The sequence below is a fragment of the Arthrobacter sp. SAFR-044 genome, assembly GCF_059414985.1.
Window position 1 is genome coordinate 176,407 of sequence record NZ_JBPFDN010000001.1, and the last position, 18,338, is coordinate 194,744.

Here is an 18,338-nt window from a genome sequence, read left to right on the forward strand (position 1 = left end):
ACGCCGATACTGCCGTTAACTGCCAGGTCGCGGCAAGGATGGGGCGAGCAGCGTGGCCCACAGGTGCCAGAGCATCGCGGCGAGGGTCGCGAGGAATGCCGCAACCGCCAGCCACAGCTCGGCGCGGCCGATCGCTGCCACCAGGGGCAACTGGTCGGCGCGGCCAAGGTAGATCCCGGCCAAGGCGTACATGCCGAGGGGGAAGATGACGCTCCACAGTCCCGGCTCATAGGACAGCGGTACCCGGTGGACCACGTGCCGCCACCAGCCGGCGGCGAGGAGCACCGGGAAGAGCCACGAGGCGAAGGACCAGAACACCACGGACGCGCCGGCCACCAGCCCGCGCGTGGCATCCACCATGGGGGCGCCCGCCATTTCCACGATCCGGGCCCCCGCCAGGACGCTGATGGCCATGGCACCCATGGCCACGAAGTACTGCGGGCGGAGGTCCTGCGGCCGGATGGGGTAGGTCATGAGCCGCAGTGAGACGAAGATCCCCACGGCGGCGTAGAGGATGAGCCCCACCGACCAGGCGACGACGGCGACGAGCGCCAGGGCCGCGCGCCAGTCCGGTCCGGCGAGGGGCTCGATCGACGCGGCCGCAACAGCCACAGACTGGCTGGCCACGCACCAGATGAACCATGAACCGTTGGCATCCTTGACCACGGGCCGCTCTGACCGTCCCAGCACGGCCGTCCATGGCACGACGTAGCCGAGCACCACCCAGGCAAGCACCGCGACGGCAAGAAGCACCGCCGTCGTGCCGTGCCATCCCGCCATGCCAAGGCGCGTCCCCAGCACGTTTGTTCCGGCGATAAAGGTGAAGAAGCCGAAGGCGCGCCCGGGATCCATGAAGTCACCGCGCATGTCGGCGCCGAACCTGGCCAGGCGGAGCAGGCTGAGCACCAGAATCAGGATGTAGGAGAGCGCGCACACCACCAGCAGCGCCACGGACAGGGCGTGGAAGCCCTCAAGCTCGAGCCCCACGGAGATGATGCCGCTGGCCATGGTGAGCGCGAAGTAGCCGGGGGTAAGCGTCCGTATCGCCTGGCTGGCGCGGGAGCCGAAGGAGTTCCGGGCGTCAGTGGCGGTGTCCATGGCACCAAGCTTAGGACTGCGGGGGCAGCAGGAAGGACGTTGCCGGGGAGGAGGATCACCCGATACGGTTCCATCCCACCGCACTCCCTGGCATGCGTCAGCCGCGCGCCTGCAGATCGGCTTTGGTGGCCCGCTTGGGCTGCTTAGGCTCTTTAGCCGCTTTGGGCGGCAGCGAGGCGACGTACGCCAGCGCTTTCTCCGCCCACGCCCGCGCCCGGGTGTCGTCGCCGTCGCCCTCTTCATTCCACACTTCCGGCAGGCCGGTGTAGCCACCCATGGGCCTGTCTGCCGGCCCGAACGGGACGGTCCGCTCGGACGACTCCAGCAACTCCCTGTCCTCCCGGGAGAGCTTTACTCCAATGGTGGACCCGAACAATCCGGCGAACATATTGCCGTTAACGAAGGCGCCCAGGTTGCCGAACATCGGCTTGACCACAACGCCGGGATGGCTGGGGACCACGCGGCGGAACCGCTCCTTGTCTTCCTCGCTGGCCTTGGGCATCTCCATGCCTTCATCTCCCGGTGGCAGGTTTTCCGCAGGATCTGGATGCAGGATATGCCGGTTGGCTGCCGCCGTCGAGGGCTGGCCGCCACCCTGGCGCAGCGGGCAAGAATTCCGCCCCTGAACAGGTCAAACTTCCCGCGCTGGTGCTATACCTGACCATAGGCAACTACTTGTGGCTGCCGTGGGAAGGGCGGATTCCGAGGGGCCGGGGCGTCCCCGGAGGGTTGGAGGCAAGGGTGCTGATAACTGCAGCCCACGCCCGGCCCACCGTACGCGGCGCACGGTCCCGCCGCGGGCTCGCGGGTGGACTGGCGCTCGTGGCGCTCGCCGTCCTCACCGGCTGCAGTGGCGGCACCAGCCAGTCGGTGTCCACGGCAGTGAAGGACAGCTCCTCCGCCGTCGCCACCGCCCGGCTTGCCCTCCGCCAGGACATGGACGGCAAGCTGACACGGGCCGCTGCCTCCACCACGCTTGATGATGAGCTCAAGGAGGTCCAGACCAGCCGGAGCACCGTCCTGAAGCTCTCCCCGGCCACCCAGGAGGACCGCGAGACCCAGAAGCAGGCACTGGACGTGCTGGACCAGTGCGCCGCCGGGTTCGCCACGGCGCGCGCCGCGTTGGCAGCGAACGACGGCGGCACCCCCTCCCTGGAGGACGGCGACAAGGTGCTCGCCGGCGCGCAGGACGCCCTGAGGCAGCTCGAAGACAAGGTGGGTTCCCAATGAAGGCTGAGCAGTGAAGCGCCTCCTCGGCGTCGCGCTTGGCATCCTCACTGCCATCGGCGGGTTCGTTGACATCGGGGACCTGGTGACCAACGCCGTCGTCGGGTCCCGCTTTGGCCTGTCCCTGGTGTGGGTCGTGGCCGTCGGCGTCGTGGGGATCTGCCTGTTCGCCAACATGTCCGGCCGGGTGGCAGCAGTGTCCGGCCGCGCCACGTTCGAGGTCATCCGCGAACGGCTGGGGCCGCGGGTCGGGCTGGCCAACCTCTCGGCGTCGTTCCTGATCAACCTCATGACCGTGACGGCGGAGATCGGCGGCGTCGCCCTGGCCCTGCAGTTGGCCAGCAGTGTGTACTACCTGCTGTGGATTCCCGTGGCCGCAGTGGCGGTGTGGCTGGTGATCTGGCGGGTCCGGTTCTCCATCATGGAAAACGTCACCGGCCTGCTGGGGCTGACCCTGATCATCTTCGCGGTGGCACTGTTCCTGCTCAAGCCGGACTGGGGCTCCCTGGCGGGACAGGTCCTGCAGCCCGCGGTGCCGCAGCAGGAGACGGTGTGGACGTACAGCTACTACGCGATTGCCCTGTTTGGCGCGGCCATGACTCCATACGAGGTGTTCTTCTTCTCCTCCGGAGCGGTGGAGGAGGGGTGGAGCGTCAAGGACCTGGCCCAGTCGCGGATCAATGTCCTGGTCGGTTTCCCGCTGGGCGGCCTGCTGTCCGTTTCCATCGCGGCCTGCGCCACCATCGTCCTCTTGCCCGCCGGCATCTCGGTGACCTCCCTGTCCCAGGTGATACTGCCCGTCGCCGAGGGAGCCGGAAAGCTTGGCCTGGCGTTCGTCCTGGTGGGGATCGTGGCGGCAACCTTCGGTGCTGCCCTGGAAACCACCCTCTCCAGCGGGTACACGCTGGCCCAGTTTTTCGGCTGGTCCTGGGGCAAGTTCCGCCGCCCTGCGGAAGCCGCCCGCTTCCACCTGTCCATGATTGTGTGCCTGCTGGTCGGAATCGCGGTGCTGGCCACCGGCGTGGACCCCGTCCTGGTCACCGAGTACTCGGTGGTGTTCTCCGCGATCGCCCTGCCCCTGACCTACCTGCCCATCCTCATCGTGGCCAACGATCCCCAATACATGCGCGAGCACGTGAACGGGCGGGTAGTCAACGCGCTGGGCATGGTTTACCTGGTGATCATCCTCGTCGCCTCCATCGCTGCCATCCCCCTCATGATCGCCACAGGAGCAGGCTCATGACTTCACCGCACGCCCCGCTGCCTCCGGCCCCACACGTGGTGGGGCGCATCCTGGACGCCCAGCTGCACCTGCTGGACCGGCAGGTGTTGGATCACGACGGCGTCCCGGTCACCACCGTGGACGACCTCGAGGTGAGCGGGCCTGCTTTGGACGTGGAGATCGCCCCGGGGACCCCGGCGCCGGCGATTACCGCACTGCTGACGGGGTCGGTGCTGGGGACGCGCATCTTTGGCGGCAGGCCGCCGTCGTCCCGGCTGATCCGCATTCCGTGGAAGGACGTGGCGGAGGTGGGCGTGGTGGTGCGGTTGGGCGTCAGCGGGGAGCCGCTGGACGCGAGCTGGGTGGAGCGGTGGGTCCGGGACAAGATTATTGCGCGCATCCCGGGAGGCCGCCATGATCCTCGGTGACCTGCTGGGCACGCCCGTCCATGATGCCGACGGCGGCAGGCTGGGCCGCGTGGCCGACGTCCGGTTCGTGCTTGACGGCACCCCGCACCAGCTGATGGCGGAGCCGCGCCTGCTGGGGCTGGTCATCGGCCCGCACAGTACAGCCTCCTTCATGGGCTACGAACGGAACGGCCTGGCTCATCCATGGCTGGTGGCGCGGGTCCTCCGCTGGCGGCACCGCGGATCCTTCCTGGTGCTGTGGGAGGACGTCGCCGTGGTTGGTGCAAGCTCCGTCCGGCTCCGCCCGGGTTTCACCCGCTACAGCACTGCTCTGCAGGACGCCGTGAAGGGGTAGGACGGGGTTGAACAGGCACGCAATTAGGCACGCGCCAAATCTCCTGTAATGTAGATCCTGTTGTTGTGTTTATGCAGTTGGTAGTTCAGGCAGTACGCGCGGTCGAAAGTCCGTGTTCTTCTGAAGTAGCGGTTTTTGAACACCCCACGCCGGAGGGCCCGAAAGTCGGGACGTTCCCTCCACCTTCACGAAGGACAAAAATAATGGCTACTGGTACCGTCAAATGGTTTAACGCTGAAAAGGGCTTCGGCTTCATCTCCCCGGACGACTCCTCGCAGGACGTTTTCGCGCACTACTCCGCGATCAACTCCTCCGGCTTCCGCTCCCTCGAAGAGAACCAGAAGGTTTCCTTCGACACCGAGCAGGGCCCCAAGGGTCCCCAGGCCACCAACATCCAGGCTCTCTAATTTCCTAGGACCCGGGACCGTTAGGTTTCCAAGCAGGGCTTGCCGTTGATCGGCAAGCCCTGCTTTTTGTTAACCAGGTCTTTCGTGGCCTGCTTCCCAGCCCGAATATTGCCTCCTCGACAAAGTTCAGTTGAAGGAGCAATCTGTTAGAGCGTACGTACGCAGCGTGCCAACCCCACGCCCACGGCGGCGTTTGGAAAACTCCAACCAGCGCGGCACCAGTTGGGGTGGTGCATGTCCGGCACGATGCTCGGCCGGCCCGGCTGCCTGCGCTTCCCGGCATCGGCAGCCGGCACTTTCACTCCGATAATCAGCGGCCGGTTCGGCCCCATGAGCAATGACTTGAATCGGCCACCTGTACACCGGCCTGTGGCCGGTTGCCGTTCAAGGAAGCATTGCTATGAAGAGTAATCGGGGAAGCAATTCCAGATTCAAGCTACTGGCATTTATTGTTGCATTCGCTGTTTCGCTCCTGGCCTCGATGGCCGCAGCCGGTCCCGCCTCCGCCGGCCAATCGCACCACCGGACGTGGCAGGTCCAGGTGGGCTCTGAGTCCCGAGACCAGGCAATCCAGGGCATGCAGTTCCTCCCCTCCGAGATTTTCATCAACGAGCACGACACCATCACGTGGGAGGCGAACTCAGCGGAGATCCATACAGTGACGTTCCTGGCGTCGGGCCAGCCGCTGGAGGAATTCAACCCGTTCAGCGACGATGAGTTGTTGAAGCGCGGAGGGGACAGCTACGACGGGCATTCGTACTACAACTCGGGCCTCCTGGCCAACGTGGACGTGCCCGGCTTCCCGGACGCCAGGAGTTACAGCCTGGCGTTCCCGCGCGAAGGTGACTTCACCTACTACTGCCTGGTCCACGGCATGGTGATGAAGGGGACGGTGCACGTCCGCGAGCAGGGGACCGACTATCCGTACAGCCAGGCCGACTATGACAAGTCATCGCGGGCCGAGGCGCGGTCGATCCTCCGGGACGGACGCGAGCTCACCCGCGACCTTGCGGACCAGGCCACCAGGCACATGGTGATCGCAGGCGGTGACGACGGCGTGGCCATGGTCATGCGCTTCGTGCGGCCCACCGTGACCGTGCATGTTGGCGAAACCGTCGTGTTCGCCAATACCGGTATGGGAGCTCCGCATACCGTCACGTTTGGCGACGAACCGGCGAACGTTTTCGCCCCGTCCGGCACGCCGTCGAATTTCACCGGGGGCAACCTCAACTCCGGAATTATCCCTCCGCAGGGGACATTTGAAGTGACGTTTAAGGCAACCGGAACCTTCGGGTACATCTGCGCACTCCATGACTACATGGGCATGGTGGGCAAGGTGAAGGTCGTCGACTGACGAATCCAATATGCCCGGCTGGAGCCGTTCGCACCAGCCGGGCACGCCGGCGACCGCCACCTGGGGCGGACAGGCCTAGGAATCGGCAGGGTCCCCCGGCTGGCCTGGCGCGGACGACCGGCCCGGGTGGGGGTGGCCCAGCGCGGTTGAACCGGAAGCCGGAGAGAGGCCAAGCCGGCTCACCACCTCGGCGGCTTCCTCGGCGGGAGTTCGTCCAACATCCACCACGATGGTGTTCTCATCCGGTCCCGGCGGTTCCAGGGTGGCGATCTGCGAATCCAGCAGGGACGCCGGCATGTAGTGGTCCATGCGCGCTGTCAGCCGGCGCCCTATCTGTTCCTTGGAACCCGACAGATGCACGAAAACGACGTTCTTTTCGCGGAGCCGGTCCCGGTAGATCTTCTTCAACGCGGAGCAGGTGATGATGCCGGGTATGCCAGCCATCGTGTGCTCGATGATCCACGACGCAATGGTGTCCAGCCACGGCCAGCGGTCATCGTCGGTCAGGGGAATTCCGGCAGCCATTTTTGCCACGTTTTCGGCCGGATGCAGGTCATCGCCTTCCTCCAGGTCCCAGCCGAGCTGGCCTGCAAGGATGCCCGCCACGGTGGACTTGCCTGAGCCGGACACGCCCATGATGACGAGCACCGGCTGCTGGACGGAATCAGGGGTCGGTGCGGCCTCCATCAGGGGATCACCACCGAGAGGACCATGACCAGCGCGAAACCGACCACGGAGATGAGGGTCTCCATAACTGACCAGGTTTTGAATGTCTGGCCCACAGTCAGGCCGAAGAGCTCCTTGACCAGCCAGAAGCCGGCATCGTTCACGTGGGAGAGGAACAATGAACCGGCGCCCACGGCGAGTACCAGCAGGCCAGCGTGCCCGGGGGAGAGGCTGGCCGCAAGCGGCGCAACGATGCCTGCCGCCGTCACCGTTGCCACGGTGGCTGAACCGGTGGCGAGCCTGATGGCGACCGCGATGAGGAAGCCCAGGACCAGGACGGAGATGTTGGCTCCGGTGGCCCACTTGGCGACCGCATCCCCGACTCCGGCTCCGATGAGGGTCTGCTTGAAGCCGCCGCCTGCACCCACGATCAGGATCACGGCCGCGATGGGCCCAACGGAGGCGCCGATCTTGGCGCCGATTTTGGTGCCGGTGAAGCCGACGGCATAACCGAACGTCACGAGGGCCAGCAGGACGGCCAGGGTCATGGCAACCAGCGGTTCACCGATGAAGTCAAAGAAGACGCGGGCCGCGCTCGGGTTCTTGGCGTTGGGGTCGACGATGTCCACCACGGCCTTGAGGAGCATCAGCACCACAGGGAAGACGATGGTCAGCAGGGTCACGAGGAATGTCGGCTGGCGCTTGACGTCGGGGTCGGCCTGGGTGTGTTCGGTATCGATGCCGCCAGCTACCTTCGGGGCATCCACGGGAACCCAGCGCGCAGCGTAGACGGCGAACAGCGGGCCGCAGATGATGACCGTGGGAATGGCGATCAGGAGCCCGAGGGCCAGGGTGATGCCCAACGGGGCGTTCAGGCTGGAGATGGCCACGAGGGGGCCGGGGTGCGGCGGGACCAGGCCGTGCAGGACGGAGAGGCCGGCAAGGGCCGGGATGGCTACGCGCATCAGTTTCCGGCCCGACCGCTGGGCCACCAGGACGATGACGGGCAGCAGCAGCACGAGGCCGATTTCGAAGAACATCGGCAAACCGATGATGACGGCGACCAGGGCCATGGCCCAGGGGAGGACCTTCGGGGAGACTTTGCCGAGCAGGGTGTCCACGACGCGGTTGGCGCCGCCGGAGTCTGCCAACAGTTTGCCCAGCATGGCACCGAGCGCGATCAGCAGGCCAACTTCTTTCAGCGTGCCCCCCACGCCGTCTTCGAAGTTGCTGATGACCTTCCCAAGTTCTACCCCGGAGGCGAGGCCTACGAACGCGGATCCGAGGACCAGCGACAGGAACGGGTGGAGCTTGAGTTTGACGATCAGGAGAACGATCAGCGCGATGCCGATGGCGGCGACGACGACCAGTTGCGTGTCGTGTCCGTTCCACGGCTCTGCTGCGGCGGGAAGGAGAAGGGATTGCATGAGGCTTCCTCGGTTGGAGTGCAACCGCCAACGGTGCTGGTGGCGGGCTGCAATAAGTATGACGTATGACACGGCAAAAGTGAATAAGTAGGACTTTTCGTTGTCACTGAAACGGCGCGCATGCACGAGGGGCGGCCGGGAACTGCGCCCGGGCAGCCTGTCGTTTGGCCGGGAACAGGGGGCGCCACGTCCTCGTTATGCCTTTTGCGTGCTAGCGTGCGCGGAGCGACTCCGACCAAAGGACACCCCTTGACTCCTCGAACCATCGTGATCACCGGCGCCAGCGACGGCATCGGAGCGGCAGCAGCACGGACGCTGGCCAAGGCTGGGGAACAGGTGGTCGTCGTCGGCCGTTCCGCTGAGAAGACCCGCGCCCTGGCCGGGGACATCGGCGCGGACCACTACCTGGCCGACTTCGCCGACCTTTCCCAGGTCCGGGACCTCGCGGAGAAACTGAAGGCAAACTACCCGCGCATCGATGTCCTGGCCAACAACGCCGGCGGGATCATGGGCAAGCGGACGCTCACCGTTGACGGCAACGAATCAACGTTCCAGGTCAACCACCTGGCGCCGTTCCTGCTCACCACCTTGCTGCTGGACACACTGACCGCCAGCAGCGCCAAGGTGATCAACACCTCCAGCGCCGCCAACAACTTCGGAAAGCTGGACCTCTTCGACCTCAACGCCGAGTACGGGTACAGCACCAACCGCGCCTACGGCACGGGAAAACTCGCCAACATCCTGTTCACCTCCGAGCTGCACCGCCGCTTCCATGACCAGGGGATTACGACGGCGGCCTTCCACCCCGGCGTGGTCCGCACCAACTTCGCCGCGGAGTCCGGGAGTCCGTGGCGGCACGCCTACACAACCCTGCTGAACCGCTTCATGCTCAGCCCGGACCAGGGTGCCGACACCATGCTCTGGCTCATCAACGGCACCGCGGGCACGGACTGGATCTCCGGGGCCTACTACGCCAAGCGCACCCTGGCCAAGGCCAATGCCCAGGCCTACGACGCCGGGCTGGCGCGCGGGCTGTGGGAGAAGAGCGAGGAGCTGGTGGCGGAGTTCGTCTAGTCCTACCGTTCGCAGCCCACGCCGTCGTGGTCCGCGTCCAACCCGTAGATGTCGCGGCCGATGACCTGGACGGGTCCGCGGACATAGGCGGGCCCGTTGCCGCTGCCGCCGGCGCAGTCCACATCGGAAGCGATCGGGACGCAGCCTGAGTAGTTCGGGTCGCAGCCCGGATTCGTCCCCGGCACGGGCTGGGCCGCCGGTGCGGGAGGCGCGGCCTTGGCGGCTGCTTCCGCTGCTGCTTTTGCAGCGGCCGCATCCTGGGCCGCCTTCGTTTCGGCGGCTTGCCGCGCTGCAGCCTCTGCAGCCGCTTGGTCCGCGGCATCCTTGTCGGCTGCAGCCTTTTCGGCAGCAGCCTTCTCTGCCGCCGCTTTTGCCGCAGCCGCCTGCTCGGCTGCGGCCTTGTCGGCGGCCGCTTTCGCGGCGGCGGCCGCAGCCAGTTTGTCGTTGACACGCTTGGACACTGAGGCCTCAAGCCACACCAGCCTGCCTGACTCGTCCTTGGTGCACACATAGCTGCTTCCGGCAGAGACCTGCCGGGCGTCAATGGTCGTGCACGGCGTGTCCGCGATGGGCTTCGCGGTAGGAGTGGCCGTGGCGGCTTCACTGGCGGGGCCGGCAGCAACGGACAGCGAAGCCTGGGTGGAGCAGCCGGTTAGCAGGAGGACGACGGCGGCCGCGGCCCCCGCGCGCAATATCGCCTGCCGGGGGCCTGCCGCAGTGGGAATGTCTTCCCTGCGGTGTGCGCGAAGAGGCACGGGAAAGTTACGAGTGGCAGGCATGGATCCCCCAATGGCGCGTGCTGGATGCGGATGGCACGGCCAGCGTAGCTTCGTCCACAGGCCGAGAACGGATTAAGCGCCAATCTTGAGTCATTAACGGCAAAAGCGCTGCCGGCTCCTGGACGACTGCCGGTGCAAGGCAGACCGGTTGGGGCCCTGGGCTTCCTATCCGCTGTTGCGCGCCAGCGCCTCACCGATAATGCGGGCCCCTTCCGGGTAGGCGCCGGGGTTCGGTCCTGAGTAGTTGAGGCGGATGAACGCGCCGGCGGGCTCGGCCGGAAACCACTCGGTGCCGGCGGCGATGACCACCCCGGCGTCCCCGCAGTCACGCACCAGCCGTGGAAGGTCCGTGGTGTCCGGGAGGCGCACCCACAGGTTGAGCCCGCCCTTGGGCAGGCTGTCGAGGTGTGCCAGCGGGACGTGCTCGCGGATGCTGGTGGCCAGCAGGTCGCGGCGGGACTGCAGTTGCTGGCGGAGGCTGCGCAGGTGGGTCTGCCACCCGGGCTGCGTCACCACGTCCAGTGCTGCAGCCTGCAGGAGTCCGCTGACATACATCGACTCAGCGGCGCGGTGGCCCAGGATGCGTTCCCGCGCCGGTCCGCGGACAATAACGGCGGCAACGCGGATGGCCGTGGAAACGCTCTTGGTCAACGACCTGATGTAGACCACGTGCCCGGAATCATCCCGTGTGGCCAACGGGACGGGGGTCGAGGTGATGCCGAAATCGTGGGCCCAGTCGTCCTCTACCAGGAAGGCGCCGTGCCGGCGGGCAACGTCGAGGATCTCGGCGCCCCGGCCTGCCGTCCACTGCACCCCGGTGGGATTCGAATAGTTCGGCTGGACGTAGAACGCCCGGGCTCCGGTCTCGGCGAAGGCCCGGTCCACGTCGGCGGGGTCCGGGCCGTCCGGCCCCGTGGGCACAGGCACCACCCGCACCCCGGTCTGGGCGGCGGCCAGGATAGCCCCCCAGTACGACGGCGACTCCATAAGCAGCGGCTGCCCCGCGCCCACCAGGGCACGGAAGATGGAGCTGAGCCCGCTTTGGCTGCCCGGCAGGACGATCACGTCATTCGGTGTCGGCGGCGTAATTCCCGCGGGGGTCGCCGATCCCAGTTCCTGGGCGAACCATTGCTGCAGTTCGGGCATGCCGGCCGCCGGCGGCCGCGACAGGGCCGCGTCCCCGCGGGCGGCGCGGGCCAGGGCGGCACGGACCAGCCGCTCTGGCAGCAGCTCGCGGTCCGGGTAGCCGGAGTGGAACCAGATGGCGTCGCTGGGGACATTTCGCATGGTGCCCGACAACGACGGCAGCGGAGACGACGGCGACCGCAGGGCTGCCGTTTGCCAGCCATAGTCCAACGGGCGTGCGGTGCGGACGGCCCGGACAAATGTTCCGACGCCGGGCCGGCTTTCGATCAGGCCCTGCGAGGCCAGCGCCTGCAGGGCCTTCTGGACCGTCACCGGGCTCGCCGAGTACTCGGCCACCAGCGAGCGGGTCGACGGCAGTTTGGCTCCGGGCGCAGCTCCGGCGACCCAATGGCGCAATGCCGCAACGATCCGTGAACTGCTATCGTTGTTCATGAAAGAACATAGTAGCGCTACTGTCCTGAATCGCCCAGTGATACTGCCGCGAAAGGTGACTGGAATCTGGTGGGGGCTGCTCGGCGTCGCTGCCTTCTCCTTCACCGTTCCCTTCACCCGAGTGGCCGTCGCCGGGATTCCACCGCTGTTCATCGGTTCCGGCCGGGCCGTGGTGGCCGCTGTCCTTGCCGCCGCAGCGCTCGCCATCACCCGCCAGCGGCTGCCGCATCCAGGCACCTGGCTGCGCCTTTCGCTCGTGGCAGGTGGCGTCGTCGCCGGCTTTCCGCTGCTCACCTCCTACGCGCTGACCGCCGTCCCGGCAGGGCACGGCGCGGTAGTCATTGCCCTCCTGCCGGCAGCCACTGCCACGGTGGTGGTCCTGCGCACCGGCGAACGGCCCCGATTCTCTTTTTGGGTGGTGATGGTGCTTGGCTCGCTGGCAGCCGTTTGCTTCGCGTTCCTGCAGTCCGGCGGAGTGGGGCACCTGCAGTGGGCGGACCTCCTGCTGCTCGGCGCCGTGGCCTGCGCCGCCGTCGGATACGCGGAAGGCGGCATGCTGGCCCGCGAACTTGGCTCCTGGCAGACCATCGCGTGGGCGCTGGTCCTTGCCGCGCCGGCCATGCTGGTCCTGGCAGTGCTCTCCGTCCTGAACCAGCCGCCGTCGGCCACTCCCGTCCAGTGGGCTGCCTTCGGCTACCTCGCCGTGGTCAGCATGTTCCTGGGCTTCTTTGCCTGGTACCGCGGCCTGGCCCTGGGTCCCATGGCGCAGGTGAGCCAGATCCAACTGCTGCAGCCGGTGCTGAGCCTCGTCTGGGCAGCGCTTCTGCTGGGCGAAACACTCACCTGGACCACCGCCATCGGCGCCCTTGCCGTCATCCTCTTCGCCGCCGCGGCCGTCCGCGTCCGGCTCACGCCAGCCGCCTGAACCACCGAAAGGACTCCCATGTACGTTCCGGCACACTTCGCCGCCGGCCCCGAAGCCATAAAGAACCTCCTCGCTTACCCAGGCGCCGCCAACCTGGTGACCATGACCGACGGCGGCCTGCTGGCAACGCTGCTGCCCTTCGCCTTCACCCCGGACGTGGGGGAGCACGGCGCGCTGCAGGCTCACATGGCACGGAACAACCCACACTGGTCCACCCCGCCGACAGGCGAGGCCCTCGCCATCATCCAGGGCCCCGGCGACTACATTTCGCCCTCGTGGTACGCCGCCAAAGCGGATCACGGCCGCGTGGTCCCCACCTGGAACTACACCACGGCGCACGTCTACGGTGAGTTGGTCATCCATGACGACGCCGGCTGGCTGGCACGCCATGTCCGCCACCTGAGCGGCCTGCACGAGGGCGGCCGGCAGGATCCGTGGGCCGTGGACGACGCTCCGGAGCAGTTCGTTGCCGGCCAGTTGCGGGCGATTGTTGGCGTGGAGCTGGTGATCACCCGGGTCGAGGCGAAGGAAAAACTGAGCCAGAACCGGTCCGATGCCGACGCTGCAGGAGTGGCGGCCGGGCTTCGGGCGGAAGGGCGGGAAGCCGGCGCCGCCGCCGTCGAACGCGTCAGGGTGGTGTGAGTCCGGACCTCAGGCCGTCCGTTCCAGGAGCACCATCACCTCGTAGTGCGTGGTCTGCGGGAACATGTCCAGGACCCGTGCCCGCCGGGCAGTGAAGGACGGGAGGGCGGCCAGGTCGCGGGCCAGCGACTGGGCGTTGCAGCTGGAGTACACCACATGCTGGACATCGGATGACTCCAGCCAGCCGCACAGCTCCTTGCCGATGCCGCGCCGCGGTGGGTTCACGATCACCAGCTCCGGCGACTGCTCCGCCGCGAGGGCGAACGCGGTGGCGTCGCCGGCGTGGAACTCCATGCCCGCCAGGCCGGCCTCGTCACTGCTGAGCCGCGCCGAGACGATGGCCTCGCTGCTGGTCTCTATGCCGGTGACCGTGCGGGACGGGGCGGAGCTGTGCAGGGCGAAACCGCCCACGCCGCAGTACAGGTCCCACACCGAAGCCGGCGCCAGTTCGTTGACCCACTCACGCCCCTGCCGGTACAGGGCCGCGGCCATGTCGGTGTTGGTCTGGAAGAAGCTCTGCGGGCGGAGGTGCAGGTTGACGTCATTGACCCGCATCTCCAGCGTGGACTGCTCCGTCAGCAGGATTTCGCGGTCGCCTTCCAGCACTGCCTTGTGTTCCGGCAGCAGGTTGACGGACACCACTTTGACCTGCGGCAGGTCAGCCAGGAGATCCGGAAGGTGCTTCCGGATCCGGGGGACCACCTGCTCTGAGCGGAGGACCAGGCGGAGCATGATCTCGCCGTCCGGGGATTCGGTGATGATGACGTGCTTGAGTTCCCCGGTCCGATTCGGGACGTCGTAGGGCGTCAGGCGGAGGCGGCGGATGTAGGTGGCCAGCACCGGGAAGACGGCCCGCAGGCCGGGGGAGCAGACGCCACACTTGCGCAGGTCCACGCCGTGGCCGTCAGCGTCGAGGATTCCGATGGTGGGGTTCTGCGCCGTTCCGCCGATCACCATTTTGGCCTTGTTGCGGAAGCCGGACTCCTGGCTGGCCACGGGCTCCAGCCACTCCAGGTCCGTGTGTCCGGCAAGGAGGGTCTGGCAGTGCAGCTGCTTGCCGGCCAGCTGTTCGCCGTACGGCCTGCCCATCTGGGTGCAGGAGCGGCAGGTGCCGGCATCAAAGTAGGAACAGTGCATGACTGGTCAAGTTTACCCGCTCGCTTTCCCGGCCGGTTAAGGCACGACGGCGGCACCTGGGCCGCGTTCCCGCCGTCGTTCCTTCCCCAAAGCCGCAGCGTCCGGGAACACAGCTGTGTCCACAGGTGTTAAACCGTATGGAGAAACGAACGATGGACAACAGAACTTACACAGCACTCGTCGTACCGGCCGGCAATTCCGAGCCCATCCGCATCGAGCAGGTGGGCGCGGACCTGCAGGCCCTGGAAGCCTTGGTGGGCGGCCCGCTGGAGTCGGTGATCCGCGGCGACTGGCACGTTTACCTCAATGCGGAGAGTGTCACCACGCTCCTGCCGGTCAACGTCAGGGCCGGGCAGCTGATGCATGAATGCGGCCTGGACCTTGGCGGGATCCGCGGGACCGCCGTCTTCCTTGGCCGCGGCGAACACGGGGCGGAAGCGGACATCCCCGAGCACCTGGCCCGGCTTGCCGAAGAGCTGTTCGGGGCGCCGCTGGCCGCATAGGCTACTCCGCGCGCACGCCGTATGTGCTCAGTACGTTGCCCTTGCTGGTGGTCGACTGGTCCTGCAGCACAAGGCGGGTCAGCGGGTCGCCGTCCTCGAACAGCCGGCGCCCGCTGCCGGCGATCACCGGATGGGTCATCAACTGCAGCGAGTCCAGCAGCCCGGCGAACAGCAGCTGCCGCACCACGGAGATGCTTCCGCACACGGCGATTTCGCCGCCGTCGCGCTCCTTCAAGGCGGCCACGAATTCGCCGAGCGGCGCGTCTATCAGCTGCGAGTTTTCCCATTCCAGGGGTCCCGTCAGCGTGCGCGATGCGACGAACTTCTCCACGGGGTTGATGAATGCCGCGAAGTCCTGGTCCTGCGGGGCCGTAGGCCAGTAACCGGCCCACTCCTCGTAACTGACGCGGCCCAGGATGACCGTGTCCACGGCGTTGATCATCCTGGTCAGCCCCTCACCGAGTTCCTCGTCGAAGCTGTCGAACTGGAACTTGAAAGGTTCGGACACCACCCCGTCCACGGAGTGGAACAGGCCGGCAGTGACTTTGCGCATGGGAGCCTCCAAATAATGTGCGGACAGGCATTACGGTATGCGGCCGGCTCCCTTCCGGGGAAGGGTTTGGGGCCGATGGTTTCGGCCCGGTATCCGGACGGCGGCGGGCAGCTGCGTTAGCTTCATCACTCGCCGTGTCGTCTTGCGCAGTTTCGAAGGTGCCGGGGCCCATACTTGTCATTGAACGGCTTTCGCCGTCCCCCCGGCCAGGCAGGAGGAAGTGCATGGAAACCCTGAAAAAAGTCGTGAGCAACCAGTATTTTCCTGCCGGTGCCGTACTGACGGCCGTCCTGCTGTTCTGGGTCGTCGCCATGCTGGGCGGACTGTCGCTGCTCAACAACAACCAGCCGCCGCTGACCACCCTGACCTGGATGCTGTTCGTCTACGCCGCAGCTGTGCTGACCCCCCTCGCCGGGCTGCTGGCCGCCGTCGACCTGGTCCGCCGCTGGCGCCGCAACCGCGCTGCCGCCCCTGCCTCATTCACGGACGCCGGGACGGCCAACCTCGCCGCCGACACGGCCAACTCTTCCGCCGGCGCCGGGGAAGCATCCCAGCCCGCGCTGCCCGAAAACCCGCTGCCCGAAAACCCGCAGCCCGAAAACTCCCAGCCGGCGCCCGCCAAGCAGCAGCGCCGGGGCCGCCAGGAAGCAGCCTAGGCCCCAAGCCTTCCGGCTACCGTCCCTTCAACGCGTTGAGGGCCTCTTCCGCATGGTGCAACGCCTGGCCAAGCCTGTCGCCGGGCTCAGGCAGTGAAAACAGGTAGCCCTGAAGCGAGTCGCACTCCAGCGCGGTCAGGTAGTCCGCCTGTGTGGCCGTCTCGATCCCTTCCGCCGTTACTGTCAGGCCCAGGCTGTGCGCCATGTTGATCATGGAGCTCAGGATGGGGAGGCGCTCGTTGCCGGTGCGCACCATGGACACGAAGGTCTTGTCGATCTTGACCGTATCCACGGGCAGGTCCTGAAGCCGGCCCAGCGAGGAATAGCCGGTGCCAAAATCATCCAGCGCCACCCGGACACCCGCGTCCCGCAACGCGCTGAGCTGCTGGATCAGGCTGCAGTCGGCGTCAAAAAAGACGCTCTCAGTCACTTCCAGGACCAGCTGGTAGGGGGCCACCCCGCTGGCTTCCGCAAGCCCCAGGACACTTTCGGCGAAGTCCGGTTCCTGCAGCTGTACGCCGGAGACATTCACGGCCAGGGACCGCGACGGATCCTCGGTGAGCCACCGTGCCAGCTGTACCATTCCGGTCGCCATCACTTCGGCTCCGATCTCGCTGATCAGCCCGGTGCGCTCGGCTAGCGGTATAAAGATGGACGGCGGCACCCGCTCGCCGCCGCGGTTCCATCTGGCCAGCGCCTCGAGCTGGACCACCTGCCCCATGCGGTGCGAGACGATCGGCTGGAAGTCCACTGTGATTTCGGCGCGGGGGACGGCCAGCTGCAGCCCGCTCTCCATGTGCGTCCGCTGCACCAGCGCCTGCATCATGTCCGGATGGAAGTGCAGGAACCGGTTCTTGCCCGCAGCCTTGGCCGCATACATCGCAATGTCGGCATGCCGCAGCAGCTCGGACGGGCCCATGCTGTCCTGTCCCAGGGAGGCGAGCCCCAGGCTCAGGCTGGGACGCAGGACGGTGCCGCCGATGGTGACGGGTACGTGCAGGCAGCGCACGACGCACGCCGCGATCGCATCGGCGTCCGGGCAGGCGGTCAGGAGCACCACGAACTCGTCACCACCCAGCCGGGCGACGACGTCGGCCGTGGGAACGCAGCCGCGGAGCCGGCGTGCCACTTCGATCAACATATCGTCCCCCGCCTGGTGGCCGAGGATGTCGTTGACTTCCTTGAAGTCGTCCAGGTCGAGGAGCAGCACATCCACGGTCTTCAACCGCGGTTCCTGAAGCGATTCGGCCAGGGCGTCGTTGAAGACGGCCCGGTTGGCGAGTCCGGTCAGCGGGTCCTGGAAGGCCATGGCGCGCAGCTTCTCAGCCTGCACTGCAAGGTCCATCATGGCCCGGTGCGCCTGTTCCTGGGCCTTGCGCCGCGGCGTCACGTCACGGAAGCTCCACACGCGGCCCGCGACTTTCTCGTCGACCCGTTGCGGGCGGGAATACCGCTCGAAGGTGCGGCCGTCCCGGAAATCGACGACGTCGTGGCTTTCGGCGGCAGGGTCCTGCTGGAGCTCGCCCAGCCGGGCGGTGAAGGCAACGGGGTCCGCCACCTGTTCCAGGATCAGCTTCATCACCGGTTCCTGGCTGTCGGCGTCCATGAACTCCGGGGGGATACCCCACATGGAGAGGAACTGTTCGTTGAAGCCGGCCACGCTGCCGTCATTGCCGATAACCAGGATGCCGTCTGCCGTTGATTCAAGAGTTGCCGTCAGCAGCGACATGGTCTCGCGAAGGTTTGCGTCGGCCGTCTTGCGGTGGGCGGTCCCGCGGGCGGAGAGCAGCACCCGTGCGCCTACCGGACCCCCATTTCCGGGGCCGGGTTGGTGATCGCCGGCCGGGTCCTCCCGGGGGAGGAGCGCCGCTGCCAGTTCGATGGGAAACTCGGTGCCGTCGCCGCGCAGGGCCATGATCTCCCGGGGCGGTGGATGCTCTTCCGCCTGGGTGAGGAGCCGGTGCAGCAGGTGGGCCACGTCGTCGCGGAAGCCCTCGCCGATCAGCAGCCGGTGATCCAGGCCCGTGAAGGCGTCCTGCGGAAGCGCGAACAGGCGTGCCGCTGCCGCATTTCCCGCCAACACGGTGCCGTCCGCAGCCAGCGCCAAAAGTGCGTCCGGGCTTGCGTCCATGAAGACGCCAAAAATTTGTAATGCCACATTGTTGTCACGGCCGATAAAACCGGTCATCACACCACCCCTTCGCAATCATAAAGGCCGCGGAGGGAAATTGGGTGGGGTGCAGGTATCTTCGCCTGGATCCACACAGACCCGGCGCCGGACGTAAAAAGCGCCGTCCTCCTTTTGGAGTCCGGCGCTCTTACTAATGG

At 66.8% G+C, this 18,338-nt stretch carries 20 protein-coding genes; 11 read left to right on the plus strand and 9 right to left on the minus strand.

Features of this window, described 5'->3' with window-relative positions:
- Window positions 1-15: 15 nt before the first annotated feature.
- Together ACR65J_RS00745 and ACR65J_RS00750 are read right to left on the minus strand one after the other, a co-directional pair.
- On the minus strand, window positions 16-1,098 hold the full coding sequence (locus ACR65J_RS00745; protein ID WP_440165195.1) for a tellurite resistance/C4-dicarboxylate transporter family protein: 1,083 nt from the start codon (window positions 1,096-1,098) through the stop codon (window positions 16-18).
- A 97-nt stretch (window positions 1,099-1,195) separates the two neighbouring features.
- Window positions 1,196-1,606 (minus strand): TfoX/Sxy family protein, encoded by a 411-nt coding sequence (locus tag ACR65J_RS00750; protein ID WP_440165197.1) that lies wholly within the window; start codon window positions 1,604-1,606, stop codon window positions 1,196-1,198.
- A gap of 233 nt (window positions 1,607-1,839) precedes the next feature.
- On the opposite strand from ACR65J_RS00750, the gene ACR65J_RS00755 reads away from it, so the two are divergent.
- The 6 genes from ACR65J_RS00755 to ACR65J_RS00780 all read left to right on the plus strand — a co-directional run bounded on the left by ACR65J_RS00755 (window position 1,840) and on the right by ACR65J_RS00780 (window position 6,070).
- Entirely contained in the window at window positions 1,840-2,328 is a 489-nt protein-coding gene (locus ACR65J_RS00755; protein WP_440165199.1) for a hypothetical protein, read from the plus strand.
- Window positions 2,329-2,338: 10 nt separating this feature from the next.
- Window positions 2,339-3,568 (plus strand): Nramp family divalent metal transporter, encoded by a 1,230-nt coding sequence (locus tag ACR65J_RS00760; protein WP_440165200.1) that lies wholly within the window; start codon window positions 2,339-2,341, stop codon window positions 3,566-3,568.
- A complete protein-coding gene (locus ACR65J_RS00765; protein WP_440165202.1) occupies window positions 3,565-3,975 on the plus strand; it encodes a hypothetical protein in 411 nt (136 codons plus the stop codon). The genes ACR65J_RS00760 and ACR65J_RS00765 overlap by 4 nt, the downstream gene beginning before the upstream one ends.
- Window positions 3,962-4,309, plus strand: coding sequence for a PRC-barrel domain-containing protein (locus ACR65J_RS00770; RefSeq protein ID WP_440165203.1), 348 nt, complete (start codon window positions 3,962-3,964; stop codon window positions 4,307-4,309). The genes ACR65J_RS00765 and ACR65J_RS00770 overlap by 14 nt, the downstream gene beginning before the upstream one ends.
- Before the next feature lie 203 nt (window positions 4,310-4,512).
- Window positions 4,513-4,716, plus strand: coding sequence for a cold-shock protein (locus ACR65J_RS00775; RefSeq protein WP_015936345.1), 204 nt, complete (start codon window positions 4,513-4,515; stop codon window positions 4,714-4,716).
- 400 nt (window positions 4,717-5,116) lie between these two features.
- Window positions 5,117-6,070 (plus strand): plastocyanin/azurin family copper-binding protein, encoded by a 954-nt coding sequence (locus tag ACR65J_RS00780; protein ID WP_440165205.1) that lies wholly within the window; start codon window positions 5,117-5,119, stop codon window positions 6,068-6,070.
- Between the two features lie 75 nt (window positions 6,071-6,145).
- Here the strand turns inward: ACR65J_RS00780 and ACR65J_RS00785 are convergent, their stop codons facing one another.
- Together ACR65J_RS00785 and ACR65J_RS00790 are read right to left on the minus strand one after the other, a co-directional pair.
- Window positions 6,146-6,757, minus strand: coding sequence for a gluconokinase (locus tag ACR65J_RS00785; RefSeq protein ID WP_440165207.1), 612 nt, complete (start codon window positions 6,755-6,757; stop codon window positions 6,146-6,148).
- Entirely contained in the window at window positions 6,757-8,163 is a 1,407-nt protein-coding gene (locus ACR65J_RS00790) for a GntT/GntP/DsdX family permease (protein WP_440165208.1), read from the minus strand. The genes ACR65J_RS00785 and ACR65J_RS00790 overlap by 1 nt, the downstream gene beginning before the upstream one ends.
- 249 nt (window positions 8,164-8,412) lie before the next feature.
- Here ACR65J_RS00790 and ACR65J_RS00795 point away from each other — a divergent pair, with 249 nt between their 5' ends.
- On the plus strand, window positions 8,413-9,237 hold the full coding sequence (locus ACR65J_RS00795) for an SDR family NAD(P)-dependent oxidoreductase (RefSeq protein ID WP_440165210.1): 825 nt from the start codon (window positions 8,413-8,415) through the stop codon (window positions 9,235-9,237).
- 2 nt (window positions 9,238-9,239) lie between these two features.
- Here the strand turns inward: ACR65J_RS00795 and ACR65J_RS00800 are convergent, their stop codons facing one another.
- Window positions 9,240-10,016: a hypothetical protein gene (locus ACR65J_RS00800; protein WP_440165212.1), complete on the minus strand. Its 777-nt coding sequence runs from the start codon at window positions 10,014-10,016 to the stop codon at window positions 9,240-9,242.
- 165 nt (window positions 10,017-10,181) lie between these two features.
- Window positions 10,182-11,594 carry an aminotransferase-like domain-containing protein gene (locus ACR65J_RS00805; RefSeq protein WP_440165214.1) on the minus strand — a complete coding sequence of 471 codons (1,413 nt, stop codon included), beginning with the start codon at window positions 11,592-11,594 and terminating at the stop codon, window positions 10,182-10,184.
- Here ACR65J_RS00805 and ACR65J_RS00810 point away from each other — a divergent pair.
- Both ACR65J_RS00810 and ACR65J_RS00815 read left to right on the plus strand, forming a co-directional pair.
- Complete coding sequence (locus tag ACR65J_RS00810) at window positions 11,593-12,519, plus strand: DMT family transporter (protein ID WP_440165215.1); 927 nt, start codon at window positions 11,593-11,595, stop codon at window positions 12,517-12,519. The two genes, ACR65J_RS00805 and ACR65J_RS00810, sit on opposite strands and share 2 nt — an antisense overlap.
- Window positions 12,520-12,537: 18 nt before the next feature.
- Window positions 12,538-13,161, plus strand: a complete 624-nt coding sequence (locus tag ACR65J_RS00815) for an FMN-binding negative transcriptional regulator (protein ID WP_440165217.1) — start codon at window positions 12,538-12,540, stop codon at window positions 13,159-13,161.
- Between the two features lie 9 nt (window positions 13,162-13,170).
- Here ACR65J_RS00815 and rlmC read toward each other — a convergent pair whose 3' ends face one another.
- Window positions 13,171-14,298, minus strand: coding sequence for a 23S rRNA (uracil(747)-C(5))-methyltransferase RlmC (gene rlmC / locus ACR65J_RS00820; protein WP_440165219.1), 1,128 nt, complete (start codon window positions 14,296-14,298; stop codon window positions 13,171-13,173).
- A gap of 152 nt (window positions 14,299-14,450) precedes the next feature.
- On the opposite strand from rlmC, the gene ACR65J_RS00825 reads away from it, so the two are divergent.
- Window positions 14,451-14,801, plus strand: a complete 351-nt coding sequence (locus tag ACR65J_RS00825; protein ID WP_440165221.1) for a DUF3846 domain-containing protein — start codon at window positions 14,451-14,453, stop codon at window positions 14,799-14,801.
- A 1-nt stretch (window position 14,802) separates the two neighbouring features.
- On the opposite strand, the gene ACR65J_RS00830 is transcribed toward ACR65J_RS00825, so the two are convergent.
- Window positions 14,803-15,354: a dihydrofolate reductase family protein gene (locus ACR65J_RS00830; RefSeq protein WP_440165223.1), complete on the minus strand. Its 552-nt coding sequence runs from the start codon at window positions 15,352-15,354 to the stop codon at window positions 14,803-14,805.
- Window positions 15,355-15,578: 224 nt separating this feature from the next.
- On the opposite strand from ACR65J_RS00830, the gene ACR65J_RS00835 reads away from it, so the two are divergent.
- Window positions 15,579-16,010, plus strand: coding sequence for a hypothetical protein (locus tag ACR65J_RS00835; RefSeq protein WP_440165225.1), 432 nt, complete (start codon window positions 15,579-15,581; stop codon window positions 16,008-16,010).
- A 16-nt stretch (window positions 16,011-16,026) separates the two neighbouring features.
- On the opposite strand, the gene ACR65J_RS00840 is transcribed toward ACR65J_RS00835, so the two are convergent.
- Window positions 16,027-18,198, minus strand: a complete 2,172-nt coding sequence (locus ACR65J_RS00840) for a putative bifunctional diguanylate cyclase/phosphodiesterase (protein WP_440165227.1) — start codon at window positions 18,196-18,198, stop codon at window positions 16,027-16,029.
- Window positions 18,199-18,338 lie beyond the last annotated feature (140 nt).